This window comes from Streptomyces sp. NBRC 109706, assembly GCF_000974485.1.
In the GTDB taxonomy this organism is placed as follows: Bacteria; Actinomycetota; Actinomycetes; order Streptomycetales; family Streptomycetaceae; genus Streptomyces.
The window spans coordinates 1-24492 of record NZ_BBOM01000010.1 but is presented as its reverse complement, the minus strand read 5'-3'; the positions used below and the strand labels follow the sequence as shown (position 1 = coordinate 24492).

General features: G+C 69.5%; 24 protein-coding genes and 1 pseudogene. 8 read left to right on the top strand and 17 right to left on the bottom strand.

Annotation, left to right across the window (positions count from 1 at the left end; all coding sequences use genetic code 11):
• Positions 1-114 precede the first annotated feature (114 nt).
• Positions 115-1587, top strand: coding sequence for an NAD(P)-binding domain-containing protein (locus AOM46_RS22475; RefSeq protein WP_062214438.1), 1473 nt, complete (start codon positions 115-117; stop codon positions 1585-1587).
• Positions 1588-1656: 69 nt separating this feature from the next.
• Here the strand turns inward: AOM46_RS22475 and AOM46_RS22470 are convergent, their stop codons facing one another.
• Positions 1657-2424, bottom strand: a complete 768-nt coding sequence (locus AOM46_RS22470; protein WP_062214437.1) for an SDR family oxidoreductase — start codon at positions 2422-2424, stop codon at positions 1657-1659.
• A 78-nt stretch (positions 2425-2502) separates the two neighbouring features.
• Between AOM46_RS22470 and AOM46_RS22465 the strand changes: the two genes are divergently transcribed.
• Entirely contained in the window at positions 2503-2868 is a 366-nt protein-coding gene (locus AOM46_RS22465; RefSeq protein WP_062214436.1) for a metalloregulator ArsR/SmtB family transcription factor, read from the top strand.
• Between the two features lie 96 nt (positions 2869-2964).
• Here the strand turns inward: AOM46_RS22465 and AOM46_RS22460 are convergent, their stop codons facing one another.
• Entirely contained in the window at positions 2965-3384 is a 420-nt protein-coding gene (locus AOM46_RS22460) for an ArsI/CadI family heavy metal resistance metalloenzyme (protein ID WP_062215111.1), read from the bottom strand.
• A 126-nt stretch (positions 3385-3510) separates the two neighbouring features.
• Here AOM46_RS22460 and AOM46_RS22455 point away from each other — a divergent pair, with 126 nt between their 5' ends.
• Genes AOM46_RS22455 through AOM46_RS22445 form a run of 3 tightly spaced genes read left to right on the top strand, consistent with a single transcriptional unit; the run spans position 3511 to position 7199 of the window.
• Positions 3511-4680 carry a phosphate ABC transporter substrate-binding protein gene (locus AOM46_RS22455; RefSeq protein WP_234313917.1) on the top strand — a complete coding sequence of 390 codons (1170 nt, stop codon included), beginning with the start codon at positions 3511-3513 and terminating at the stop codon, positions 4678-4680.
• A 3-nt stretch (positions 4681-4683) separates the two neighbouring features.
• Positions 4684-6504, top strand: coding sequence for a phosphate ABC transporter permease subunit PstC (pstC, locus tag AOM46_RS22450; RefSeq protein WP_107080149.1), 1821 nt, complete (start codon positions 4684-4686; stop codon positions 6502-6504).
• Positions 6489-7199 carry a phosphate ABC transporter ATP-binding protein gene (locus AOM46_RS22445; protein WP_062214434.1) on the top strand — a complete coding sequence of 237 codons (711 nt, stop codon included), beginning with the start codon at positions 6489-6491 and terminating at the stop codon, positions 7197-7199. The genes pstC and AOM46_RS22445 overlap by 16 nt, the downstream gene beginning before the upstream one ends.
• Before the next feature lie 30 nt (positions 7200-7229).
• Here AOM46_RS22445 and AOM46_RS22440 read toward each other — a convergent pair whose 3' ends face one another.
• Positions 7230-7649 carry an arsenate reductase ArsC gene (locus AOM46_RS22440; protein WP_062214433.1) on the bottom strand — a complete coding sequence of 140 codons (420 nt, stop codon included), beginning with the start codon at positions 7647-7649 and terminating at the stop codon, positions 7230-7232.
• Positions 7650-7729: 80 nt separating this feature from the next.
• Here AOM46_RS22440 and AOM46_RS22435 point away from each other — a divergent pair, with 80 nt between their 5' ends.
• Positions 7730-8044 (top strand): helix-turn-helix transcriptional regulator, encoded by a 315-nt coding sequence (locus tag AOM46_RS22435; protein WP_062214432.1) that lies wholly within the window; start codon positions 7730-7732, stop codon positions 8042-8044.
• On the top strand, positions 8035-9153 hold the full coding sequence (gene arsB / locus AOM46_RS22430) for an ACR3 family arsenite efflux transporter (RefSeq protein ID WP_370592761.1): 1119 nt from the start codon (positions 8035-8037) through the stop codon (positions 9151-9153). The genes AOM46_RS22435 and arsB overlap by 10 nt, the downstream gene beginning before the upstream one ends.
• Positions 9154-9510: 357 nt before the next feature.
• On the opposite strand, the gene AOM46_RS22425 is transcribed toward arsB, so the two are convergent.
• The 3 genes from AOM46_RS22425 to AOM46_RS22415 form a co-directional block, all read right to left on the bottom strand.
• On the bottom strand, positions 9511-9732 hold the full coding sequence (locus AOM46_RS22425) for a hypothetical protein (protein WP_062214431.1): 222 nt from the start codon (positions 9730-9732) through the stop codon (positions 9511-9513).
• A gap of 264 nt (positions 9733-9996) precedes the next feature.
• The gene (locus AOM46_RS22420) at positions 9997-10191 is read right to left on the bottom strand and encodes a hypothetical protein (protein WP_062214430.1); all 195 of its coding nucleotides are present in this window, start codon (positions 10189-10191) and stop codon (positions 9997-9999) included.
• Between the two features lie 123 nt (positions 10192-10314).
• Positions 10315-11196: an alpha/beta fold hydrolase gene (locus tag AOM46_RS22415; protein ID WP_067226483.1), complete on the bottom strand. Its 882-nt coding sequence runs from the start codon at positions 11194-11196 to the stop codon at positions 10315-10317.
• 766 nt (positions 11197-11962) lie between these two features.
• Here AOM46_RS22415 and AOM46_RS22410 point away from each other — a divergent pair.
• Positions 11963-12799, top strand: a complete 837-nt coding sequence (locus AOM46_RS22410; RefSeq protein WP_062214428.1) for a site-specific integrase — start codon at positions 11963-11965, stop codon at positions 12797-12799.
• Here AOM46_RS22410 and AOM46_RS35530 read toward each other — a convergent pair.
• The 11 genes and pseudogenes from AOM46_RS35530 to AOM46_RS22355 form a co-directional block, all read right to left on the bottom strand.
• Positions 12762-13043 (bottom strand): hotdog fold domain-containing protein, encoded by a 282-nt coding sequence (locus tag AOM46_RS35530; RefSeq protein ID WP_234313956.1) that lies wholly within the window; start codon positions 13041-13043, stop codon positions 12762-12764. The genes AOM46_RS22410 and AOM46_RS35530 overlap by 38 nt on opposite strands.
• Positions 13044-13088: 45 nt before the next feature.
• Positions 13089-13526 (bottom strand): hypothetical protein, encoded by a 438-nt coding sequence (locus tag AOM46_RS35525; RefSeq protein WP_234313916.1) that lies wholly within the window; start codon positions 13524-13526, stop codon positions 13089-13091.
• A gap of 46 nt (positions 13527-13572) precedes the next feature.
• Positions 13573-14607 (bottom strand): zinc-binding dehydrogenase, encoded by a 1035-nt coding sequence (locus AOM46_RS22400; RefSeq protein WP_062214427.1) that lies wholly within the window; start codon positions 14605-14607, stop codon positions 13573-13575.
• Positions 14600-15031: pseudogene (locus AOM46_RS22395) on the bottom strand (4-oxalocrotonate tautomerase family protein). Before AOM46_RS22395 ends, AOM46_RS22400 begins: the two are co-directional and overlap by 8 nt.
• Before the next feature lie 926 nt (positions 15032-15957).
• On the bottom strand, positions 15958-16152 hold the full coding sequence (locus AOM46_RS22385; protein WP_234313915.1) for a hypothetical protein: 195 nt from the start codon (positions 16150-16152) through the stop codon (positions 15958-15960).
• 356 nt (positions 16153-16508) lie between these two features.
• Positions 16509-17387: a bifunctional lysozyme/C40 family peptidase gene (locus AOM46_RS22380; protein WP_078857091.1), complete on the bottom strand. Its 879-nt coding sequence runs from the start codon at positions 17385-17387 to the stop codon at positions 16509-16511.
• A gap of 81 nt (positions 17388-17468) precedes the next feature.
• Positions 17469-18503 (bottom strand): replication-relaxation family protein, encoded by a 1035-nt coding sequence (locus AOM46_RS22375; RefSeq protein ID WP_062214424.1) that lies wholly within the window; start codon positions 18501-18503, stop codon positions 17469-17471.
• Positions 18504-18553: 50 nt separating this feature from the next.
• On the bottom strand, positions 18554-21055 hold the full coding sequence (locus AOM46_RS22370; RefSeq protein ID WP_062214423.1) for a type IV secretory system conjugative DNA transfer family protein: 2502 nt from the start codon (positions 21053-21055) through the stop codon (positions 18554-18556).
• Between the two features lie 42 nt (positions 21056-21097).
• Positions 21098-21931 carry a hypothetical protein gene (locus AOM46_RS22365; RefSeq protein ID WP_234313914.1) on the bottom strand — a complete coding sequence of 278 codons (834 nt, stop codon included), beginning with the start codon at positions 21929-21931 and terminating at the stop codon, positions 21098-21100.
• 43 nt (positions 21932-21974) lie between these two features.
• The gene (locus AOM46_RS22360) at positions 21975-23720 is read right to left on the bottom strand and encodes a VirB4 family type IV secretion system protein (protein ID WP_199824045.1); all 1746 of its coding nucleotides are present in this window, start codon (positions 23718-23720) and stop codon (positions 21975-21977) included.
• 61 nt (positions 23721-23781) lie between these two features.
• Positions 23782-24492, bottom strand: a 711-nt coding sequence (locus tag AOM46_RS22355; RefSeq protein WP_158920545.1) for a transposase, incomplete at its 5' end; no start/stop codon positions are given.

Below are 24492 nucleotides of genomic sequence, written 5' to 3'. Positions count from 1 at the left end.
GAACCCTGGAAATCCTCTATTTCGTTAAGTGTCTATATAGCGGGTTGTTGTCGAGTGACTACCCGGGCCCGCTCCGATGGGCCCCGCCCGCTCCGCACGCCGAAAGGACCCCCCGTGGCCGACCGCCTCCCCCTCGCACATCCCGTCGCCGTCATCGGAGCTGGCCCCATCGGGCTCGCCGCCGCCGCGCACCTCGCCGAACGAGAGGTTCCTTTCGTGCTGTTGGAAGCGGGTGACACGCCAGCCGCGGCGGTGCGCTCCTGGTCCCATATCCAGCTCTTCAGCCCCTGGGAGTTCAACACCGACCCCGCCGGGCGCCGTCTCCTCGCGTCCGCCGGCTGGGAGGAGCCGCCGGGCGAGGAGCTCCCCACTGGGGGTGACCTTGTCAAGCGGTATCTCCAGCCCCTGGCCGAACATCCGGCCTTGGCCCCGCACATCCGCTACGGGGCCAGGGTCGAGGCCATCAGCCGGCACGGGGTGGACCGGCTGCGCACCGCAGGGCGCGACGCCGTCCCCTTCGTGCTCCGGCTGTCCGAAGGGGACGAGGTCCTTGCTGGCGCCGTCATCGACGCCTCCGGTACCTGGCTCCAGCCCAACCCCCTGGGGGCCAACGGCCTGCCTGCCCATGGGGAGCGGGAGGCCGCCGCCCGGATTAGCCACGGCCTGCCCGATGTCCTGGGCGCCGACCGCCCCGCCTACGCTGGCCACCACACGGTGGTGGTCGGCGCCGGGCACTCCGCAGCCAACACCCTCCTCGCGCTCGCCGAACTCGCCGACGCCGCCGAGGGTACTGCGGTCACCTGGGCCATCCGCGCCGCCGAGCCCGCCGGCTCCTTCGGCGGGGGAGGCGACGACGAACTGCCCGCACGCGGCGCGCTCGGCTCAGGACTGCGCATGCTCGTCGACACGGGACGCGTCACCCTCGCGCCCAACTTCCGCACGCACCGGGTCCACACGCTCGACGACGGACGGATCCGGCTCTACTCCCACACCGACGACGACAGCGAGTACGCCATCACCGCCGACCGCGTGGTCGCCGCCACCGGCTTCCGTCCCGACCACCGCATCACCGACGAACTGCGCCTCGACCTCGACCCCGTCACGTCCGCCCCCCGCGCGGTCGCTCCCCTCATCGACCCCAACCAGCACTCCTGTGGAACCGTTACCCCGCACGGCTTCCGCGAGCTGGCGCACCCCGAACCCGGCTACTACGTGGTGGGGATGAAGAGCTACGGGCGTGCGCCCACGTTCCTGATGGTCACCGGCTACGAGCAGGTCCGCTCCGTCGCCGCAGCCATCGCCGGAGACCTGGCGGCGGCCGAGTCCGTCGAGCTGCAACTGCCGGAGACGGGGGTCTGTTCCGCCACCGGGGGAGCGGAGGCCATCGCGCTACGCCTGGGTCTGACCAAGGAACGCTACGATCAGCTTCTCCATGCCACCGCCAGGCACCTGGGTACCTCGTCCAGCGCCTCGGAAGCCGTGCTGACCGCCGCCACCGAGCTGGGCATTGACCACACCGCCGCGCTCCAACTCGCCGCCTACACCGCCGAACAGTTCGACGCCCCCGGGGCGGCGCCCGCCTGCTGACTTCGGGGCGACATGTGGGCTGGCTCCATCGTCCGTGACGGAGCCAGCTCTCAAGTCGCGTGGGCCGCCTCAGCCCAGCCGGTGCACCTTGTGCTGCGCGGCCTGCGCCCGAGGCCGGACGACCAGGAGGTCCACGTTGACGTGCGGAGGGCGGGTCACCGCCCACGCCACGGTGTCGGCGATGTCCTCGGCCACCAGCGGATCCGGTACGCCGGCATAGACGTCGGCCGCCCTGGTGGCGTCCCCGCGGTAGCGGTTGAGGGAGAACTCCTCGGTCTGCACCATGCCCGGCGCGATCTCTACCACGCGCAGCGGCGTGCCACACACCTCCAGCCGGAGCGTCTGGGCCAGCGCGTGGGCGCCATGCTTCGCCGCGCTGTAGCCACCGCCTCCCTCGTAGCAGGTGAATGAAGCGGTGGAGGTGAGGACGACGACGGTGCCGGCCCGTCCGCGTAGAAGCCGGGGGAGCAGTGCCTGGGTCAGGCGCAGCGTGCCCAGGACATTCACTTCGTACATGCGCAGCCAGTCGGCGGGGTTCGCCTCGGAGACCTCCTCCACCCCGAAGGCGCCCCCGGCGACGTTGACGAGTACGTCGCACTGTTCCACCGTGGCGGCCAGAGCGGCCACCGACTCGGCGTCGGTCACATCGACGGCGTGCGCTCGCGCCGTCCCACCCGCGTCGCCTATCTCCTCCGTGACCCGGGCGAGCCGATCCTCCCGACGCGCGATCAGGACAACGGCGAATCCCTCATCTGCCAGACGACGAGCGGTGGCCGCTCCGATGCCGCTGCTGGCGCCGGTGATCACCGCAGTGGGGCGGGTCCCGGTATCGGGCATGAGGGTCCCCCATTGATTTGATAGATGTCAAATTGTTTGATCTTTGCATTCGCCGGTGATTGGTGTCAACATAGATGCATGTCGAATCCCCGGGTGAAGGTGGCGATGCTCGCCGCTGAGCCGTGCTGTCCGGCCCTCACCGAGCGGGAGTTGACCGCCGACGAAGCCGGGATCGCGGCTGTGATGTTCAAGGCGCTGGGTGATCCCGTTCGGCTGCGCCTCTTCTCCAAGGTGGCCTCACATCCTGAGGGGGAGGTCTGTGTCTGTGACATCGCGGATGTCGGTGTCTCGCAGCCGACGGTTTCCCATCACCTCAAGAAGCTGAGGGAGGCGGGGTTGTTGCTCGCCGATCGGCGGGGCACCTGGGTCTACTACCGTGTCGAGCCCTCTGTTCTCGCGGTCATGGGGCGGCTCCTGAGCCCCGTGCGCGTTCCCGCTGCCTGACGTGGCCCTCCGCCCGCCGCCGGGCGTTCGTCGGATCGGTCGGCCCGGAGCGGGGGAGGGTGTGCGTCCAGTGGTTCCTGTTCTGCTACTGACGAATCAGCAGCAGCCCTGGTTCTCGGGGCGGGTGGCAGCGCTTTTGCCGAGCGTGTCCGCGTCCGCCTTCACCACATAGACCTCCCAGGGCTCCTTGCCGGGGGCTGTCACCCACACCTTGTCCTGTAGCGCGTAGCAGCAGGACGTGTCGTTCTCCTCGAACGTCGCCAACCCGGCGCCCTTCAGACGCTCGGTCGCCGAGCTCACTTGCTCGGTCGACTCCACCTCGATGCCAAGGTGGTCCAGTCGCGTGTCCTGGTCCGGCTCCCCTTCCAGGAGGACCAGCTTCAGGGGCGGCTCGGTGATGACGAAATTGGCGTAGCCCTCGCGCCGCTTCGCGGGCTCGGTATTGAAAAGTCGGGAATAGAAGGTGATCGACCCTTCCAGGTCGGCGACGCGCAGTGCGAGTTGGGTGCGGGACACAGCCTGCTCCTCCATGCGATATCGACGGTTGTCGATTACACACTTCCACTTGATTCGATAAACGTCAACATAGAGGGGGTCTGGGTCCGGAATCCCCTCGACGCCCCCTCGCCTGCGGTTTGTGTCGTGAAGTTCTGGCGGGCGTCCGGCGTGGTCCTTGTTGCTGGAGCGGCGCGGCTCTGTTCGGCGTTCGCGGTGGTGGCTGTCGGGGTGGGGGAGGTCCTCGATGCAACCGCTTTGGGTGTGAACTCCCTTACAGTTACTGGCTGTTCAGAAACTGTTCCCCTGTGCGCCATCTGCTGTTTAGACTCCCATGGAATCAGCGATGCCAGTCACAGGAGGAGCTGCATGCCTCACACGGGGACATTTCCCGCTAAGGGGTGGAAAAGGCGTAACGGTGACAGGGAGACATGCGAGCGGGTCATCGGCGCCCCGTTGACGCATCGCGTGGGTGTCGGATGTGTGGTGATGCTGCTCGCCGTCACTCTCTCGGCGTGCGCCGACGGCGATGCCGGCTCCGGGACGATGCGGGTCAGCGGTTCCACCACGGTTGCTCCAGTGGCGACCGATGCCAGCGAGGTGCTGCGGGAGCGGGGGTACGACATCACGGTCGCCACCGACGGCGGGTCCGCCGGCGCGATATCCCAACTCGGTGCGGACCAGATCGACATCGCCATGAGTTCCAAGCCGTTCTCCGCAGAGGATCAGGCGGCGCACCCCGACACCGACTTCCACCCCACCCAGATCGGCGCCGATGCCGTCGGCGTGATCATCCACCGCGAGGTAGCGGACGCCGGAGTCACCAACCTCAGCCGCGAACAGGTTCAGGGCATCTTCGAGGGGACCATCACCAACTGGTCTGAAGTCGGCGGTCCTGACCTCGGCATCTTCGTCTACGACAAGGAACCGGGGCGAGGTACCCGCGAAGTCCTCGACAAGTACCTCTACGGCGAAGGTGACCCCCCGCCACCTCCCGACACCGACAACTTTGCCATCGTGGGCGGCAACCTTGAGACCCGCAGCAAGGTAAAGTCCACGGCCGGCGCCGTCGCCCCCCTGTCCACCGGGTTCATCGACAGGCACGACGACCTCGTCGCGGTCCACCTCGACGGCATCTCCCCTGACATCGAGAACGTCGCCTCCGGCGAGTACCCGATGACGCGCCCCCTCTACCTCATCACCGACGGGCCACCGGAGGGGCAGCTCAAGGACTTCATCGACTATGTCCTCTCCGACGAGGGGCAGGCGATCCTCCCCACCCACGGCTACCTCGGAATCCGCGAACTCGGGGGCTGACAGTTGACCAGCCAGACGCCGGTGCGGCCCCTGTCGGCCGCACCGGCCACCGAGCCACGTCCACGACCCTCGCGGTGGATCTGGACCTGGACGGTCCTCGGGGCCGCCACCGTCCTGGGCATCCTCCTCGTGCTGGTCGGCTATCTCACCTCGGGCCTCACCGGCGGGTCGGTCGACTGGGGAGAGATCCTCACCGCCGGCACCTGGAGTCCCACGCACGCCGCGTTCGGCGGGCTGGCCATGATCTACGGCTCTGGCATCGTCTGCCTGATGGCCCTCGCCTTGGCCGTTCCCGTCAGCTGGGCCGCCGCGATCGCCCTGAACGAGTACCTGCCGCTGCGGCTGGCCCGCCCGTTGCGCACCAGCGTCGAACTCCTGGCGGCCGTCCCGTCCATCGTCTACGGGCTGATTGGCATCATGGCCATCCGGCCGCTGGTCTCCACTCTCGGCGCGGTGCCGGGGGGCGACAGCCTGCTCGCTGCCGCCATCGTGCTGGCGGTCATGATCACCCCCACCGTCATCGCGGTCAGTGTCGACGCGCTCAAGGCCGTCCCCGACCGTTATCGCGAGTCCGCATACGCCCTCGGGCTCACCCGACAGGAGGTGGTCCGCTCCGCCGTCCTCCCACGTGCCCGGCCCGCCATGCGCACCGGCGTGCTTCTCGGCCTGGCGCGCGCCCTCGGCGAGGCCATCGCCGTCTACCTCGTCATCGGCCGCGCGGACGGGAGGCTCCCCACCACACCGGGCGAGTTCTTCGACTCCCTCTTCCAGCCGGGCCAGACCCTCACCACCAAGCTGGCCGGCCCTGAATCCATGCTCGCCGGAACATCGGGGCCGCACTTCGCCGCCCTGTGCGCGCTGGGCGTCGTCCTGCTCGCCGCCGTCGCCGCGGCCACCGTCCTGGGCACCAGAACCCGCCACGCGCGGCCGGGCGACGAGCGACTGCCCGCGCCCCGCGCCGTGTTCACCGCCCTCCGACTTCAACGCGACCGGTCCACCGCCGCGTTGCGGTTCGCCGCGCTCCTGCTGCCCACCGCACTGCTCATCGCGATGCTCATGCTGCTGGCCGCCCGCGGCACCGCCGCCTTCGACCCCACCTTCTGGCTCACCGAGTCCGTCGGCTCCTCCGGCGGCGGCGTGCGCAACCAGATCTCCGGCACCCTGCTCTTCATCGTCGGCACCGCGGCCGCGGCCCTACCACTCGGCTTCGCCGCCGGCATCCTGCTGGGCGTCTACGGAAGTTCGCGGCTGATCCGGACGCTGAACGTGCTCACCGTCGTCATCGGCGGCGTGCCCACCATCCTCCTCGGCCTCGCCGGCTTTGTGGTCCTCTCCACGGCCATGGGCTGGGGGAAGTCGTGGCTCGCCGGCGTCATCGTCCTGGTGCCCGTTGTCGTCCCCGTGGTGGCCCTCGCCACTGCGGCCAGGATCAGGGGCATGCCCCCGGAGCTGACCGAGAGTGCCAAGGCACTGGGACTGACTCAGGCCCAGTACCTGCGTTCCGTCGTTGTCCCCTACGCCTGGCCGGCCACCATCACCGGGCTCCTCCTGGGGCTCGCGCGCGCCGCCGGTGAGACCGCCCCGCTCCTCTTCACCGCCACCGTCTTCGCCGGTGCACCGGCTTTGCCCGGCGGTGTCGTCGAGAGTCCGGTGCAGTCCCTACCCACCCATGTTTTCAACCTCTCCCAGGACTCGGGCGACCCCCAGGCCGTAACCCAGGCATGGTCCAGCGCCCTCGTCCTCATCGTCATCACCGCCCTCCTCCTCACAGCCGCCGTCGTGCTGCGGAACCGCCTGGAAGGACAGCGATGGACATCGTCATAGCAGCTCACGAACTACGGGTCCTCACGCGAGGGACCACTCTCGTCGGTCCGCTCTCCTTCGAACTCCGGCACGGAACCACCACCGGCCTCTGCGGGCCCTCGGGCGCCGGGAAGTCCACCGTGCTGCGGGCCCTCGTCGACCTGTTGCCGCCCGAGCTGAGGACCGAGGGGGAGATCCACGTACTCGGCCGGCCCGTCGTCCACCGCAAGGGGGACGCCGATCTGCGGTCCAAGGTCGTTCTGGTGCCGCAGACCCCCGTCGTCTTCGGCGGCAGCATCCTGGACAACGCCCTGTTCGGCATCCGGCATGTCCTCAGGGAGAGCAAGGAACGACTCCGTCAGCGCGCGGAGTTGGCACTCGCCGAAGCCGGTCTCTGGGAGGAAATTCGCGATCGCCTCGACACCCCAGCAGGCAACCTCTCCGCCGGGCAGAAACAGCGACTCTGTCTGGCGCGTTCCCTCGCCCTCGAACCCGTGGCGCTGCTGCTCGACGAGCCCACCAGCGCGCTCGACGAACGGAGCCGCGACACCGTCGAACAGTCCGTGGCCTCCCTGCGCGGACGCAGAACCGTTCTCCTGGTCTCACACGACCCCGCGCAGGTCGCGCGGTTGTGCGACACCACCATCCAGTTGGAAGAACCTCGGTTGGAGGTCCAGCCGGCGGGCTCGGCGAGTGGGACGGTCGATGGGCCGTGACGGCCCGGACCGGGGATCGTGCTCCTCCGGTCACGCCTGCTGGTTTGCGTCGATCTCGGCGATCAGTGCTTCGGTCCGGCGTTGGATCTCGTCTCGAATGGGCCGGACAGCGTCGAGTTCCTGGCCGGCCGGGTCGTCGAGTTGCCAGTCGAGGTAGTGCTTGCCGGGGAAGATCGGGCAGGTGTCGCCGCAGCCCATGGTGATGACGTAGTCGGACGCCCGGATGGCCTCGGTGGTCAGTACCTTCGGTCGCTCGGCCGAGATGTCGACGCCCACCTCCTTCATGGCTTCGACGGTGGCCGGGGTGACCTGCTCGGCCGGCAGCGAGCCGGCGGAGCGGACCTCGATCCGGTCGCCCGCGAGGTGGGTGAGGAAGCCGGCGGCCATCTGGGAACGGCCGGCGTTGTGCACGCATACGAACAGCACTGACGCGGTCGGGGGAGGGGGCATTTCGTTCATTCCTTTACGGAGCGCAGCAGGATGTCAGCTGCGGCTGGTGTCAGTCTCAGGTGATGTGACAGTATCAGCACATGCTGATTTCAGTGGATGCTGATCTGTTCAGGGTGTTGGCCGACCCGCTCCGGTTGCGGATCGTGACGCTGCTGGCACACGAAACGCTGTGTACCACGCACCTGGTGGAGGAGACCGGAGCGAAGCAGACCAACCTCTCCAACCATCTGCGGGTGCTGCGCGAGGCCGGGGTGGTGGAGACCGAACCGTGCGGCCGTTTCACCTACTACAAGCTCAGGCCCGAAGTCTTGGAGGCCCTGGCCGGCCGGTTCGGTGTCCTGGCCGGCATCGCCCGCGCCACCGCGGAGAACGACCGGAAGCGGGCCTGTCCGTGACCACCGCACCCGCGGGCGGTCACGCCGCCGTGGACGTCGGCCGGGCCGCCATTGTCGCGAAGCTCTCCCCGCTGGACCGGTTCCTGCCTGTGTGGATCCTCGTCGCCATGGCCGCCGGCCTGTTGCTCGGGCGGGCAGTCGACGGGTTGGACGAGATGCTGGCCGGCCTGGAGGTTCGCGGAGTCTCGCTGCCCATCGGGCTCGGCCTGTTGGTGATGATGTATCCGGTGCTGGCCAAAGTCCGCTATGACGCAGCCAGTTGGCGCGCCGTCGCCACCGACCGCCGCCTGATGGCCGCCAGCCTGATGATCAACTGGCTGATCGGCCCCGCGGTGATGTTCACCTTGGCCTGGATCTTCCTGCCCGACCTGCCGGAGTACCGCACCGGGCTGATCATCGTCGGCCTGGCCCGCTGCATCGCCATGGTCGTGGTCTGGAACGACCTGGCCTGCGGCGACCGTGAGGCCGCCGCCGTTCTGGTCGCCCTCAACTCCGTCTTCCAGGTCCTCGCCTTCGGCGTCCTGGGCTGGTTCTATCTCGACATCCTGCCCGGCTGGCTCGGTCTGGGCGAAGGCGAGAATCTCGACATCTCCGCGACGGAGATCGCCTTGAACGTCCTGGTCTTCCTCGGCGTCCCGCTGCTCGCGGGCTTCGCCACCCGCCGGCTGGGGGAGCGGCGGATGGGACGCGAGCGTTACGAGGCGAAGGTGCTCCCCCGGATCGGGCCATGGGCGCTCCACGGGTTGCTGTTCACCATCGTGCTGCTCTTCGCGCTCCAGGGCGACGCCATCACCAACCGCCCAGGGGATGTCCTCCGGCTCGCCCTGCCGCTACTGGCCTACTTCGCGCTCATGTGGTTCGGCTCCTACGCCATCGGTCGGGCCGCCGGACTGCCGTACGAGCGCACCGCCACCCTCGCCTTCACCGCGGCCGGCAACAACTTCGAACTCGCCATCGCCGTAGCGATCGGCACCTTCGGCGTCACCTCGGGACAGGCCCTGGCCGGCGTTGTCGGCCCCCTCATCGAGGTCCCGGTCCTGGTCGCCCTCGTCTATGTCTCCCTCGCCCTGCGGAGGCGCGTCCCGAGTGCCACGCCGGCAGACCCCTGAGGCCCAGCGCCGGCCCGAGTACGGCGGAGGGGCGAGACGCGGATGTGCCGACGACGTGGCCGCCCACGAGTGCGCCCTGGAGAGAGCCCTGAGAACCTTGAAATCTCGCTTCACGCCACCGTCACTCGTGAGTGTCGGCAGCACCCTCGGCACGTGGCTTCTGGTCATTCCGCCATCCCCTGACGGACTGAGGCACGCGGGTGCAGCCGCTCAAGGTCTGCGTGCTCTCCAGCTGCCGTCTCTTCGGTCGTGACGGCTTACCACCTCAGCTCGTGGTGTCCGTGCGCACCACCACGATCACCGTCCCTGGCGGCTGTTCTCCGAACGCGAAGCCGTGGCTGGGGCGGCGGCGCCGCGTCAGTCCCGGGCGCCGTCGGGGTCGTTGGGGTGGGGGTCTGGTTGTTGGCGGTAGCGGAGGAGGAGGTGGGTGCCGTGGATGAGGAGGGCGGAGAAGCCGAGCATGACGGCGCCCTGGGCGAGGATGAGCAGGATGCGGTCGCCGAGGGGTAGGTCGCCGCCGTAGGTGAGTTGGATGCTGCTGATGATGAAGGCGATCGCGGTGACGAAGACCGTGATCATGGTGATGAGGTGGTTGGTGGCGGAGTTGAGCCGGGCCTCGACCCGGCGGTAGGCGGCGTGCTGCCGGTCCCACTGTTGGCGGTGGGCGGCTGTCTCGGCGCCGCGTTGCTGGCCTTCGAGGATGAGTTCGCGCTTGGCGAGGTACTGCTCCTGGAGCTGGGCGTGGCTGCCGCGGCTGCCGATGGAGGGGAGCAGGGCGAGCGCGAGGTTGATGGCTTCGAGTGCGGCGTCGTGTTCCTTGTTGAGGTGCAGGCCGGTGGCGAGTCAGATGACGAAGAGGTGGTTCTCGGGCCATTCGGCGGCGGCTTCGCGGGCGCGGTCGCGCAGGAGTTGGCCCTGGCCGTCGAAGGGCACGGCGGCGGAGAGCGCGTTGAGGCACAGGTCGACCGTGTGCATGGTGCGTTGGGGGGAGTACCAGGCGTGGTCGAGCAGATCGGCGGCGTGCTCGGTGAGCGGCATTCACCGCTCGGGGGCCTTCTGCCGGTTGCTTCCGGTTCTGGGCACCCTTGATCCTCTTCTCCTGAGCGGGGCGGCATTCACTCGACCTTGTCGCCTCCGCGCTGGACTGAGTGGCCTCGGCGATCAACAGCCGTTCTTCTCGCCGTTGTTCATTGCCTGCTCCACCAGGTTGACGATGGCCTCCGGCTGTTCCTCGACCGCGAGGTGCCCGGCCCCGGGGAGGGTACGCACCGACAGCCCGAGACGCTGTGAAGCGGCGGGCATCAATCGCGACGGAGGGAGGAAGACGTCGTGCTCGCCCGTGGCGACCAGGTCGATGGGGCTTAGGCCACGGGCCAGCAGGTGCCCCGGGAGCGGCGCGGGCGCCAGGCTGGAGCGACAGGAGCGGGCCAGGAGCGTCATCCAAGCGACGATCTCCGCCGGTGGTTGCACACCCGGTGCGTACAGGTGCCGCAGAAGCCGTGCACTGCGTACCTCGGTGGGCCGCGTGAACCAGGGCACGGTGGCCATGAGCAGATCGCCGGTGACCTTGAGCCCGACCAGCCCGGCGGGCGCGACGAGGATCCGCCCCCGGATCTGTGGTGCGGGGCAGGCCAGCGCGATGCCACCACCGAGCGAATGCCCCACCACCACGACACGCTCATGGCCAAGGCGGTCGAGGACTTCGCTGAGCCACCGCCCGTAGACCGCGAGCCGCTGCCGTCCGGGGCGACGGGGATCGCTGAGCCCGGGCTGCCCGGGCACGTCCACCACCGAGGTCGACCACCGTTCCGCGAGCGACGTTGCGAGCGACAGACTGGTGGCCGCGTTGAAGTTGGTCCCCGGAACGAGAACGACCCGTGTCCCCTCCGGCCCGGTTCCTTCTCCCGACATCACCACATGGGTTCGACCGAGGCTCGTTTCGAGCAACGTGGTCCGGTGGTCGACGGGCCAGCCGGCCAGCCTTTCCGCGCACCACGAAGTCACGTCTCGATGAGCCTTGAGGCTTCGATAGATGCCGGTCATCCGCGCCGTCCGCAGGGCATGGCGCGGAACACGGGCCGAGGCGAGCGCGGTTGACCCGTCCCGCCCGGGGCGCGGGGCGACGACGTGAGCGGTGCGCCCGTTGGGCGCGCCTCCCACCGGGCAGAGGGGCGGACGCCAACTGGCTTCCGCCTACCGCACTTGATTGACATCGGAGTACTCCGGGATCCGCTGGCCGACAGTTCGATCTCTGTCGCCGACCAGCCTTCCCGGCACACCAGCGCCGCTCCGGCGCATCCCGATGACTGTAGCGTGCGCCTGACCACGCGGGCCATCCCGCCGGGTGATCCGGTCCTCGCGCATACCCGATCGGCGGGATGCCCGCCGCCGCACGATGTCGTACAGCCAGGTGCCTGAGCCATCTGTGGCACCACGTGAGTTCGGGTCGATGTTCCCATTTTTACCAGGTCAGGAGGCTAGGCCCCAGATGGCCCTCAGAGTGTGTCCTTCAAGCTTGCTTGTGGCGCCGCAATGGCGCTATCGACCACACTCCGTATGTCGAGACCCTCCGTCGCGAACTCGCCCCCGGCTCGGTCGATGTCGGGGCCTGAGGAACATCGGTGTCAGATCGTGCGCTAAGCCTTCGTCGGCCCTGGTGGGCGGCCGGCGGGCCGTCGGCGATGGGACCGGTTTGAAGTTGTCCCACAGATAACACCCCAATATCTGCGGTAGCTTGATCCGTCACCTGCGGTGATGCTCTCCGGGCCGTACGTGAAGCGGCCCTGTTATCTGCGGCAAGGGGGAAGCGGTGCCCACCGTCGTACAGCTGCCGACCGACAAGGCGCTCACCGTCCGGACGGCGGCCGACGTCTTCCTCGACTCGCTCGGCAACCCGAACACGGTCCGCAACTACTGGATAGGGATCGGCAAGACCGCCGAACGGCTCGGCGAGGGCCGGCCGCTGGCCTCGGTCGCGGACGACGAGATCGGCGAGGCCCTCGAACTGCTCTGGGGCACTTCCGCGGCGAACACCTGGAACTCCCGGCGCGCGGCGGTGCTGTCCTGGCTCGGCTGGTGGCGGGAGCGAGGCTACGACGGTCCCGCCGTCCCGGCCTGGGCGAAGCGGCTGGCAGTGCCCGACTCCGAGACCCCGGCCCACTCACGCATGGCCATCGACCGGCTGATCGCGCGGCGCGAGGTGCACCTGCGGGAGAAGACGTTGTGGCGGATGCTCTACGAGACTGCCGGGCGCTCGGAGGAGATCCTCGGGGTGAACATCGAGGACCTCGACTTCGCAGGCCGCCGCTGCCCGGTCAAGGCGAAGGGGGCGAAGTCGAAGTCCCGCCGCCGGGGCCAGGTCCGCGAGGACTTCGTGCTGGAAACCGTGTACTGGGACGCCGGCACTGCCCGGCTCCTGCCGCGGCTGCTCAAGGGCCGCACCCGCGGGCCGGGTACGGGCTGGGACCTGCACGAGTACCGCCACTCCTCCCTGTCCCACCTCGGTGAGCAGGGAGCGTCGCTGCTGATGCTGATGGCGAAGTCCCGGCACAAGAAGCCGGAGAACGTCCGCCGGTACTTCAAGCCGTCCCCAGAGGCGATCGCCGAACTCACGGCTCTGCTCGCCCCGGGAGGCAGCCGCCGCTGAACGGCTCCTGCTGGAGCGGAGCTAGCCTACCCAGGAGCGCTTCGCAGGCTGGGAAACAGGGCCCGGGCTTGCTCGGGGTCCGGTGAGACGAAGACGCCCTCTGCCGCCACCAGGACCGTGGAGAGGAGAGGTCTTCTTCGGTGGCGATCGAACCCGTCACGTACACCTTGCGGCCCTCGGTGCCCGTGACATGGGCGAGCACGCGCAGCGGGGATTCCAGCGGAACGGGGCGGTGGTAGCGCATCTGAAGGGAGACGGTCACACCCGGCATTCCCCCGGTGGCGCAGGCTCAGCCCATCAGCTCGTCCAGCAGCGTGGCGCTGATGCCGCCGTGTCCGTAGCCGGGCGGCCCTTCGTGGGCCATGGCCAGGGCGCAGGTGCCCGCGGCGCCGCGGTCCAGTCGTGTCACGCGCAGGGGCGGAGCGAGCGGGCTGCCGGTCCCGGTGACGGGGCTGTACATCCGCACTCCGCCCGGGAACTCGTCAACCTCAGGGACTTCCGCTCGGGTGCGGCGACGTCCGGTCAGCTGCGCGGTGAGCCTGTGCACGCCGTCTGACACGCGGTTCAGGGTGCTTGGTGCGGCTGTGGTGCGGACGGCCGCGTCGACCAGGGCGCGCAGCTCGTGGCCGAGCGCGGCGATCGCTGTCCGTCGCTGGTGGAGTTCCTCCTCGTCGTGTCGCTCGGGGGCGGTGCTGGTGGCGGAGCGGTGGGGCAGGGGCGATGTCATCGGGGCCTCTCGGTGCGTGGCCGCATGCAGCGGCCGGGCGGAGGGATCAGCTCGGGGCCGGGGCCCGTGTCGGGGTGATGTCCCGTACGAAGACGGGCTTGAGGTGCTTGTCCGGCAGCGCGTCGGGGAGCTGTTCCCAGTCGAGGACGTGGGAGACGACGCGGGCGGGGTCGACGGTGCCGGAGGCAGCGAGGTTGAGGGCGTCGGGGATGTGGGTGCGGGCGTTGTCGCGGGCGATGCGCAGGGTGACGCCGGTGAGGTACATGTCGAGCAGGGGGAGCTCGCCGGGCCGGAAGTGGTTGCCGGCGGACTCGCAGATGCCTTCGGGGGCGAGAGATCTGACTGCGATCGCGAGCTGGTCGACGCGGCCGGTGGCCTCGACGGCGATGTCGAAGCCGTGCGGGATCGGTTCGAGCGTCTCGGCGCTGCGGGCGCCGAAGCCCTCGGCGAGCTTGCGGTGCTCGGCGTCGGGGTCGACGTAGAGGACGTCGGAGGCGCCGAGTGCGCGGGCGATGTCGCACACGTACAGACCGATGCTGCCTCGGGCGACGACCAGGACCCGGGCGCCGGGACGGGCCTTGAGATGGGGGGCGACGAGCCGCCAGGACAGGGACCAGTTGTCGCTGGCCGAGGCCATGGCGACCGGGTCTAGGCCGGTGGGCAGCGGGACGAGCATGGCGTCGGCGTACGGGACGCGGACCAGGTCGGAGAAGAGGCCGCCCCAGCTGCCGCCGATCGGCGCGCCATACATCGCCATGTGCGGAACCGAGCCGCAGTGAGCGGTGAGTCCTGCGCGGCAGGGGGCGCAGGTGCCGCAGCTGATGGACCAGGGCACCACGACCAGGTCGCCGGGGGCCACGGTGGTGACCTGGTCGCCGATGTCGGTGACGCGGGCGACGCATTCGTGGCCGAGGGCGAACGGCGGGTCGATGAAGCCGTGCCCGGCCAGGATCGCGGAGTCCACGTCGCAGGAGGTCGCGGCGACGGGGGCGACGATCGCCTCCAGGCCGGAACCGATCTCGGGGTCGGGCGCCTCGCGCCATTCAACGGTGCGCCGGGCGATGTAGGTCAGTTCACGCATCGGCCCGCTGCCCCTTCGCCAGGGCCACCAGGTCGGAGTAGCGGACGACAGAACCGCCGGCTCCCCAGGTGCCCTCGGGCTGCTCGTGCACTAGCACCCACACACGCAGCGCCTGGTCCGGGGACAGATCTGCAGCCGCGAGCACGGTAACGGTGGCCTCCTCGACCAGGCCCGCCTTGCGCCGCTCCGAAAGAGCCCCCTGCGGAACCGTCACCTCCACGAGGAAGCGTGGCGCGTCGTCCTCGGCCGTCTTCTGCGCCCCCTCGGACAGCTCGGTCAGGTAGCTCCACGCCCGGCCCGGAAGAAAGCGGTGTCGGGCGCGCCCTCCCACCGCAGCAGTACAGCGGCGAGATCTCGCTGGATCCGTCATGCGGCCCTGATTGGTCAGGGCACCGGTCGGGACGGTCAACCGGATCATCGGCATGGCAGCTCCTCGGTCTTCGACAACCTCTCGTTATGACAGTCGTCATAACGAGAGGCCACGCTAGACTATTCGCAATCCGGGTCTTCCCGCTGCCTCCAGGGCCCTCCACGACGACGATCCTGCTTGTGGGGCCTTCCGCGTCGAGTTCGGTACGGATCCGGTCCTGGATCTCAGTTGCGCCGTGGAGTTCGGCGGTCATTCCCGGGATGGTGCCGGAGAGTCGCTCCAGGTACATCTCCGCAGTGGACAGGGCCCGGGGCTGGCGCGGACGGACACCGAGTTCGGCCTCGGCCACCCATCGCAGACTGTCCGACTCCAGCTCCGTGACGAGCTCGGCAAGGTCGACGATCTCCAGGTCCACCCCGAACTCCGTCTTTGCCCGCTTCCGCGCTTGCCTCTTCTTGATCTCGGTCGTCGAGCGGTTCATCACGAAGACGGCTGGCGCCGTACGCCCGTGCTTCTTGTGCTTCTCCAACTCGATGGTGAGCTTCGTGCTCCATGTGCGCTGCAGGCTGACCCACAACGCCACGTCAATCTCGTCTTTGAACAGGGGCCGGCTGTAGCCATCGAGACCGGTATCACTCGTGGCGCTGGTAGGCCGGAGGCTGGGATACCGCTCCCGCAGCACCCATAGCGCCACCCGCTCCAGAACAAGATCATCCGTGAGTTGTTCCAGCGCACCATGTGCGGTTTCGTGCAGCACCCCTCGCCCTTCCGATTCACCGAGACCTGCGCAGACCATTCTCCTCCACACAGGTCGGCGAGCCGGTTCAGAGTGGCGCTCGACAGCGGCAGGCGGGCGGTGCAGACAAGGCCGTCAGGGCCCTCGACGGACTGTTGTTTCTCTTCACACCAACTCGACTGCCGTCACGGGCCTGTCAGGTACGGCCCGCCCCACGCAGTTGCGGACGTGCGGTAACTGCCCGTCAGAGCGTGTATGTAGCCAGTTGCGGTTCGGCGAGCTTGGTCACCTTCACCCGAGAAGGTTCCAGCTTGCCGCGCACCGAGGCGTCCAGGCTCAGCCGCTCGCAGATCGCCCTGACCTGGACCGAGCCCTCGGCCTCCCGCGCGATTGCCAGTTCATCCGGTTCGGACTGGACTTCCTGGGGCCTCGTGGTCAACTCCTCGTCGAGGGGTTGCAGTTCGCTCCGGCCGGGCCCTGATCCACTGCCGCTCCTGTACCCTCCGCGCCCCCGCTTTCTCGCGATTTGTCGACCTGCTGACGGATCGTAGGCGGCAGTCGGCCGTGGGAGCAGTCGAACCCAGCATCCTGCCCGAGCCGGCCCGATGATCTACGCCATGGTCATCGGGCACCGACCGCACGAGTACTCCAATCGCCATTCATAGCAGGCCCGTGACCTGTGACTTCGCGAGGCACATCGCTCAATGCTCACAGAGAAGGGTCGCTCGGCTGATGCGCCTCCAGGTGCGAGATGGGAAGGGCAAGACGCGAGGGCTCCAGCGCGGACATTCGATCCTAGCCCTGCCGTTGCGATGTAGAAGGCCGAGTTGCCGCCGCGAAGTCGTCTCCCGCGTATCGGTACGGCGCGATCTGGATCAGCTCCCCGGTTCTTGGTGCGTGGATCATTTGGTCGGCTCCGATGTAGAGGCCGACGTGGTGGATGTCGTCTGGGGTGCCGTAGAAGACGAGGTCGCCGGGTTGGAGTTGGTCTTCGGGGATGTGGGGGCCGGCGTTGTACTGGTCTTGGGCGACGCGGGGGATGGGGATGCCGGCGGTTTCGTAGGCGGCGCGGGTGAGGCCGGAGCAGTCGAAGCCGTCTTCGCCTGCGGCGGGTCCGTCGCCGCCCCAGAGGTAGGGGAGGCCGAGTTGTCCTTGGGCGTAGTTGATGGCTTGGAGGGCGATGGGGGAGGCGTCGTTGTCGTCGCCGATGGTGGTGGCGCTCTGGTACTGGGTGGCCTGGGTGAGGACGTCGGCGACGTACCAGTCGGCGCGGTTGTACGTAAAGAGGGCGCCGGGGAGGTTCTCGCCGTTTCGGGCGCCGGAGTCGCACAGGTAGGTGGCTGCGGCATAGGTCGCGTCGTGGAGGTTGTAGGGCGAGGGCGGTTGGGATTCGCCCGGTGGTGGGGGGTGTTCGGTGACGACTTCGTCGAATGTGGGTTGAAGGAACTGCATCGGTCCACGAGCGCCTTTGTGGTTGGTGCCGTTGGTGACACCGTCGAGAGGGGAGCGGCCGTGGTCGCTCTCGACCTTCCCGATGGCCGCGAGAACGGTCCAGTCGAGGCCGGGGCAGGTCCCTGCAGCGGCGGTGTAGAGGGCGTAGTTCTCGGGCGGGATGTCCTCCATGGCGGTGCGGCTGGGTGAGCTGGCTCCTTGTCCGGTGAGGGTGGAGAGCATGCCGGCTGCTCCGGCTGCGCCGAGTACGACAAGAAGCAGAAGGCCGGTGAGGAACGCGGCTGTGGTCCTGAACGTGGTGGTTCACCACCTTCCTGAAGTCGCCATGGATCCGAGTTGGTTGGGCGGCATGGGCGTGGGCGGCCGGAGGCCGGAGTCGGGGGTGGTGGTGTTCTGTGTGGCGGTGGGGGAGACGGGGGGAAGGTGGAGCCAGGCGCGGGTGAGGCCGGCCAGGGGGAGGCGTCCGCTCTGGCTGCTGGGGAGGGGGAGCCAGCGGGGTGCGGCGGGGTCGCCGTTGTTCGGGGGTGCGGCGTTGGTGTGGGTGGTGGCGACGGGAACGAGTCTGGGGTCCTCCAGGGACTGGTGCGCGGCGGCGAGGGCGGTGCGGGCGCCGCTTTCCCGTTCGGCGGACGGCAGCCAGAACAGCACGGGGGTGGTGATGGCGGAGGCGCGGGCGAGCTGGTGGTACCGGCCGAGTTTTCTGGCCAGCTTGGTGAGTGGTTCGGTGCCGCGGTCGTATTCCAGGAACCATTCGGTGGTTCCGGCGCGCTGGTGGTGCCAGCGGCCGTAGGCGTCGGGGCGGACGATGTCGCCGAAGATCGACGTGCAGCGGGTTTCGGACCACCAGGCCGTCAGCCGCTCCTGCGCGGCGGGGTGTCGGGCACGGGCGATGAGGGCGGTGAACAGCCCGTTGGTGCCGGTGGTGTGGGCGAGCTGGCGGGAGTGGGCGATGCCGATGGCGGTGTGGTGTCGGTAGGAGAGCTTGCGGGGGTCGAGGCCGTCTTCGGCGGCGAGGATGGAGGCGCCGGCGGTGTCGAGGACGTAGTGCATGGGGGCGGAGCCGCTGGCGGTGAACGGCTGGAAGCGGTCGAGGACGCGCCACCGGTACAGCTGGAGTAGGCGCAGGTTGGCGGATCGGACGGACGGCCAACCGATCTGCGTGATCTGGTGGGTGGTGAGGACCTTGTGCTCGTGGACCATGCGGGCCAGCCACCGGTCGCGGACGGTGAGGCGTCCGGCCAGTCGGGCCAGGTGTGCGCCGTTGACGGCGAGCCGGGAAGTGATGCGGCCGGGCTGGTGGCTGCGCAGGGGGCGGCGGAAGGGGTATTCGTCGGTCACGGAGGAACCTCTCGTTGCAGGCGCGGAGTTGTCGACGGGAAGGCCCCGGGTCACGGCGTGCGGCGGGGGTCCGAGGCGGCCGGTCGACCTTGGGCCTGGGGCGCGGTGAGTCGGGTGCGTGCGGAGCGGGCGGCGGTGGCGCGGATGGTCTTGGCGCGGCCGGGGATTCGGGGTGGAAGCTTCTCGGTGATGGCGGTGAACGCGCCGGTCTCCGCGCCTCGTAGCACTGGGCGGACCGCGATGGTGTAGGCGCCGAGGTGGGAGAGGTCCTGCTCGGCCAGTCGGGGAGCGGTGTGACGGGCCAGGACCCGGGCATCCTCGGGCGAGGCGTTGAAGTAGACCTTCGTGCGGGCGTTGGCCGAGATGCCCTCTTCCAACTCCCTGGGGAGCTGGCGCAGGTACTGGTGGGCGAGGGTGATGGACAGCCGGTAGCCGCGTGCCTCGGCGAGCATGTCCTCCAACGGGTACGGCAGGTTGAGGAAGTTGTGCGCCTCGTCGAGGTAGAGGCTGGCGTCGGGGCGCTGATGCTGGCCGACGTGCGAGCGGGCGGTGGCGGCCTGCCAGGTGCGGGCCACGACCAGCGAGCCGAACAGCCGGGAGGTCTCCAGCCCGAGGGCGTCTCGGGCGATGCGCACCAGGCAGATGCCCCCTTCGTTCAGGACGCGGTCGATATCGACGGTGGAGGGCCCGCCGGCCAGGGCGTTGCGGACGAACGGCCGCAACAGCAGCCCTCGGAGCTTGTTCATCAGCGGGGCGGTGATCTGTGCGGCGGCGGGATCGGAGAGCTTTCCGTACCAGGTCCAGAAGCCCTTCAGCAGGTCGTCGTCGAGCTGGTTGACCGCGCGCTGGCGGGCGGCGGGGTCGGTGAGCAGGGTGGGCAGGTCGGTCAGCAGCGGCGCCTCGTCGCCGGGGCGGGCTCGCAGGGTCAGGAGGCCGGCGCGCAGGATGTCGTCCGTCCTCGGGCCCCAGGAGGAGGCGTAGATCCGGGAGAAGATGCTCATGAGGTTGTCGACGATGCGGGTGGTGTCCGGCCCTTCGAGGGGGTTGAGGATCGGGGGGCGGGTGGAGCTGTCGGCGTCGAAGAGCACGACGCGCTCGCCGAGTTCTTCGGGCAGTCGGGCCAGCACGTCCTGGATCAGGTCGCCCTTGGGGTCCACGGCGACGACTCCTCGGCCGGCCTCGGCGTCGTCCAGGATGAGGCGGGCCATCAACTCGGACTTTCCTGAGCCGGTTGCCCCGAGGATGTGAAGGTGGTGGCGGGAGTCGGCCACATGCAGGCCGACGGGGCGGGGCCGGCCGGTGTCGGTGTGCCCGAGCGGTTTGACGCCGGGGCCATGTGCTGGCACGCCGGGGGGTGGGGCGACGGCGCGTGCTCCGGCCCGATCCAGCTGCGGGATATCCGTGTCCCAGGGGAGATGGGCCAGCACGGCGACTTCGTCGACGGACATCAGATCGCCCCGGTCCAGGCGCCGTTGGGTCAGTCGGGGTAGGGCGCGCCGGTCGCCGAGCCGGGTGCGGCGGTAGTAGTTGTGCTCGCTGAACGTCGCGAACGCCGCTGCCAGCGCGTGGACGCGGCCGGTCAGCCGGTCGCGCACGACCGTCCGCTCGGTGCTGTCGGACGGGTGGGGCAGGGTGCTGGAGACCGCGAAGCGGACCAGCGTCTCGTAGTGCGCGCCGCGCGCCTTGTTCACGATCGCTCGGTCCTCGGCCGCCGTCTCCAACACCGTGTGCCGGTCCTGGAGTTGGGCTGTGCGCGTCGGGCGACGTGGGGTGGGCCCGGGCAGCAGGAACGTCTCCAGCAGGCGGCTGATCGTATGCGGGGAGCGCCCGGAGCGCAGTCGACGGGCGGCACGTCGGGCGGCGCGCAGCCGGCGCCCGGCCACCGGGCGGGCGAGGATCTGTACGACGGCGCGTTCGCCGGGGCCCAGGCCGACCGGTGCACCCAGCAGGGCTCGGATGGGATCGGTGGCGAAGTCGGTGCGGATCGGCAGGGCTTCGCTGCGCGCCAGCCGCAACTGGCCCGCCACCAACTCGATCTCCCCGTCCCCCTCCTTGGCCAGCCGGCCGGGGAGTGGGCTGGTGGCCGGAGTGGTGCGGGTGTGCGCACCGGGCCAGGCGGCCTCAACGGCCCGTTCCACCAGTCCCGGTGGGACGACGCCCGGTACCCATATCTGGAGGGACAGCGTCTCCCGGTCGGTGACGTACTCGAAGACGACATGTGGCTGACCCGCCAGGCGTTTGATGGCCGGGCGCAGCAGCCCGACCAGGTTGGCCCACAAGGCGGCGGCGCCGCTCGCGTCGACTTCCGGTGGCGGGAGGATCCGGACGATCCTGGCGTCGGCGGCGATCCGTTCCCGGCAATGCCGTCGCCACCACAGCCATCCCAGGCCCAACATCGCGAGAGCGAGCATGGCGATGGTGCCGGTCAGCAGGCCCCACTGGGCGGCCCACGCCAGGACATCGTCCAGCAGGTGGTCGAGCGCTCCGGAAGGGTCGAGGAGATAGTCGCGCACCGGGGAGTTCGGCTCCTCTTCGGCAGGGTTGCGGTTCACGGTCGCCTCTCTGGAAACGGGGACGGAAGGGGCGAGCAGTGGCTATGCGGCCTGGTCGTGCCGCTCACCGGGGGATCGCGTCCCGGACTGCGAGGCAGCGCTGCGAGCACGGCCGTCGGGCAGGAGTCGTAGATGGCCGTGTCGCGTTGCGCGGGCGCGTCGTTCGGCGTCGACTTCGGCCTGCCAGGAGCGGAACGTTCGGCCGTTCAGGCGCTTGAGGAGGTGGGGGATGCGGTTGGCCGGGACGCCGACCAGCCGGGGCCCCAGTACCGCGAGGAGGTCGTTCGCCTCTTGGGAGTGCCAGCCGGCCTCGCGGATGGCGGCTTCGTCGGGGAAGACGTCCGCGACTCGGTCCCGTTCGGCGTCAAGGGTGGAGTCCTGGGTGCCGCCGTAGCTGTAGACCCACAACAGGTTCTCCGGCGGGGCGGGTTCGACGAGTGCCCGGAACCGGCTGACTTCCTTGGTGTAGGCGTAGAAGGTCACGTCGGGGTGGGCACGCGCCACGCGGAGCCAGGCCAGGGTGTAGGCGTCGGAGAAGAAGTCGCCGGAGTCGTGGATTCGCACCCAGGCACGACGGAGCCGTGCTGCGCCCAGCTCGGTGACCATGGTGTGTTCCCAGCTGGTGAGGTCGTCGAGGACGAAGCGAAGGTTGGCCTGGTGTTTGGCCAGGACCTGGGGCCAGGAGTAGGTGCCGTGGCGGGCGTAGCAGACCGAGCTGCATATCCCCGCGGAGGGGCAGGTGTTGTAGGTGCGGCCGTCGGGGAAGCGGCCGGCCCATGCGGGCAGGGTCCAGTTCCACACCCCGATGGACTTCATTGCGCGGTTCTGGGTGATGAGCCGTTTGGGGCGCGCGATGACGTTGGGTGGATGCGGCAAGGGGGAGTTCACCTCCAAGCTCGGGAGGGACAAGGGGAAGTGGTCAGGCGGCCAGCGGGTCGTCGCTCGCGGGGTCGAGGTCGATGAACGGGGCCCGTTCCTGTTCCGTCGTGTCGGGTTCGTCGTCGTAGGTGGCGAGTTCGGCGGGGTTGGTGGTGACCAGCCGGTGCTCTGCGGGCGACGCGATGGCCTCGAAGGCGACGCGTTGCGTGCCGGCCGAGAGGAGGCCTTGGCCGCGCTCGGCGGAGAGCAGGAACTGGCGCTCTCCGTCGGAGAGGTTGAAGACGGTGGTGATCTCGTCGATGGCCTGGGATGCCTGGCGCAACAGGATCTGGGTGGCGGCGTTGGCGACGACGGCCTTGCCCAGCTCGGTGCCCAGCACGTCAGCGGTGTCCTGCGTGGCGACGGTGAGGCCGGCCCACTGCTTTCGGCTGGCCTTGGCCATCCGGAAGAGGAAGTCCGCGCCGGCGGGGTCCCGCATCAGCAGCCACGCCTCGTCGACCACCACCAGGCGGGGACGGCGGATGGCCGGGTTGGAGACCCGGCGCCACACGGCGTCCAGCGTGAGCAGGGTGCCGATGGCCTTGAGTTCGTCGGGCAGGTCGCGCAGGGAAAAGACGACGAGGTGTCCGTCGGGCCGGCTCGTGGTGGGCCCGTTGAACAGGCCGCTGAACGCGCCGTGGACATAGGGGTGGAGGCGAGCGGCGAGGTCGGCGGCCTCGGTGTCTTCGGAGCGTTCGAGGGTGTGGGCGAGGTCGGCCAGCAGCGGGGCCGGGCGGGTCCAGGTGCGGGCGTCGCCGGTGATCCCGGCCTGCTGGTAGGTGGCGGTGATGGCGCGGTCGAGGGTGGCGCGTTCGCCGGGGGTGAGCTGGGTGCCGAGGAGCACGCCGATGACGGTGTGCAGGAACAACGAGCGTCGCACCGGGGCGTCGCGGGGCGCGGTGCGCCGGCCGTCGGGCCGGGTGTGAACGGGCAGGTCGAGAGGGTTGAGCCTGACTCCCTCGGCGCCGAGATGCACATAGGTGCCGCCCACGGCCTGGGCGAGGCGGGCGTACTCGTCCTCCGGGTCCACGACGTAGATCTCGATTCCCCGGTACAGCGACCGTAGGAGTTCGAGTTTCACCAGGTAGGACTTGCCGGCGCCGGAGCGGCCCAGGATGACGGAGTTGTGGTTGTCGAGGGCGAAGCGGTCCCAGTGCACCAGCCCCTGGCTGCCGACGTTGTAGCCGTACAGCACGCCGGTGGGGGCGGCGACCGAGGTGGGGTCGGCCGGCGGCAGGTCGGGGCTGGTGAACGGGAAGCTCGCGGCGAGGGCGGAGGTATCGAACGTCCGGCGCATCGACAGGAGATCGAGCCCCATGGGCAGGCAGGTCACCCAGCCCTGCAATGCCCGGTAGCTCGCCGGTTTGGCGTCCATCAGGAGGCTGGCGGCCAGCGACCGCACGGCCCCGACTTCCGTGACCAGTTCCTCGCGGCTGGCGGCGTGCACGGTCAGATACAGCCCGAGCCTAAAGAGCCGGCCCTCGCCACGGGCGACCCGTGAGCTGAGGTCGTAGGCGTCTTCGGTGGCGGCCTCGACGTGTGGGTCGGGCAGGCGGCCGTGCTCGTCGTTGGACCTGCGGCCGGACTCGAACTTCGCCAGCTGCTTCTTCAACCGGGCGGAGGCGGTGACCGGGTCGATGGGTTCGATGTGGACCGAGACGTCCATGCGGCCTGGGTAGGTCAGCAGCGGCTGGAGCCACCCCGGGTGCACTTCACGGGGGTAGCCGACGATTGCGAAGCTCGCCACCCACTCACCACCGACCTCCAGGTGCCGCGCACCGACGGCCAGGGAGATGCTCTTATGGATGTCAAGCAGCGGTTGCGAGGTGATTCGGGGCCGGTGCGGTGGCGTTCGTGGTGGTCAGGACGTGGTAGACCTCGCGGGCGACGAACCGCTTGAGGCAGCGGATGATCTCCTTCTTGGACAGGCCCTCCTTGGTCCGTCGCTCCATGTACTGCTTGGTGCGCTGGTCCCAGCGCAGGCGGCAGAGCACGATCCGGTAGAGGGCCGCGTTCGCGGCCCGGTCACCGCCCCGGTTGAGCCGGTGGCGGTGGGTGCGGCCGGATGACGCGGGCAGCGGGGCGACGCCGCAGAGCATGGCGAACGCCGCTTCCGAGCGGAGCCGGTCGGGGTTGTCGCCCGCGGTGACCAGCAGCTGGCCGGCGACGTCCGGGCCGACGCCGTTCAGCTCGGTCAGGGCCGGGTTGATCTCCTGGGTGAGCGGGGCTATCAGCTCGTCCAGTTCGTCGATCTCCTGGCCCAGGTCGCGGTGGCGGCGGGCGAGAGAGCGAAGGGCGATCTTCGTCGCGGTGAGCGGACCGCCGGCCTGGTCCAGGCTCGGGCGGAAGCCCGCGCAGGTGGTCAGCAGGTCCTTGTCCTTCAGGTGCCGCAGCATGGTGCGGACGCCTTCCGGCGCGGTGACGATCAGGTTCTTGACCTGCCGCTGCACGTCCGAGCGCTGCTGGACCGCGCTGCGGCGGGCGACCCGCAACGCCCGCAGGGCCTCGACCCGCCCGTC

What these genes read in the sequence shown, in the direction of transcription:
- AOM46_RS35530 (WP_234313956.1), bottom strand. Translation starts at nt 13,043, where the DNA reads ATGCGCTACCACCGCCCCGTTCCGCTGGAATCCCCGCTGCGCGTGCTC.
- AOM46_RS22465 (WP_062214436.1), top strand. Translation starts at nt 2,503, where the DNA reads ATGTCGAATCCCCGGGTGAAGGTGGCGATGCTCGCCGCTGAGCCGTGC.
- AOM46_RS22445 (WP_062214434.1), top strand. Translation starts at nt 6,489, where the DNA reads ATGGACATCGTCATAGCAGCTCACGAACTACGGGTCCTCACGCGAGGG.
- AOM46_RS35525 (WP_234313916.1), bottom strand. Translation starts at nt 13,526, where the DNA reads ATGACATCGCCCCTGCCCCACCGCTCCGCCACCAGCACCGCCCCCGAG.
- AOM46_RS22420 (WP_062214430.1), bottom strand. Translation starts at nt 10,191, where the DNA reads ATGCCGCTCACCGAGCACGCCGCCGATCTGCTCGACCACGCCTGGTAC.
- AOM46_RS22435 (WP_062214432.1), top strand. Translation starts at nt 7,730, where the DNA reads ATGCTGATTTCAGTGGATGCTGATCTGTTCAGGGTGTTGGCCGACCCG.
- AOM46_RS22400 (WP_062214427.1), bottom strand. Translation starts at nt 14,607, where the DNA reads ATGCGTGAACTGACCTACATCGCCCGGCGCACCGTTGAATGGCGCGAG.
- AOM46_RS22440 (WP_062214433.1), bottom strand. Translation starts at nt 7,649, where the DNA reads ATGCCCCCTCCCCCGACCGCGTCAGTGCTGTTCGTATGCGTGCACAAC.
- AOM46_RS22470 (WP_062214437.1), bottom strand. Translation starts at nt 2,424, where the DNA reads ATGCCCGATACCGGGACCCGCCCCACTGCGGTGATCACCGGCGCCAGC.
- AOM46_RS22415 (WP_067226483.1), bottom strand. Translation starts at nt 11,196, where the DNA reads ATGACCGGCATCTATCGAAGCCTCAAGGCTCATCGAGACGTGACTTCG.
- AOM46_RS22380 (WP_078857091.1), bottom strand. Translation starts at nt 17,387, where the DNA reads ATGCTCTCCACCCTCACCGGACAAGGAGCCAGCTCACCCAGCCGCACC.
- AOM46_RS22425 (WP_062214431.1), bottom strand. Translation starts at nt 9,732, where the DNA reads ATGATCACGGTCTTCGTCACCGCGATCGCCTTCATCATCAGCAGCATC.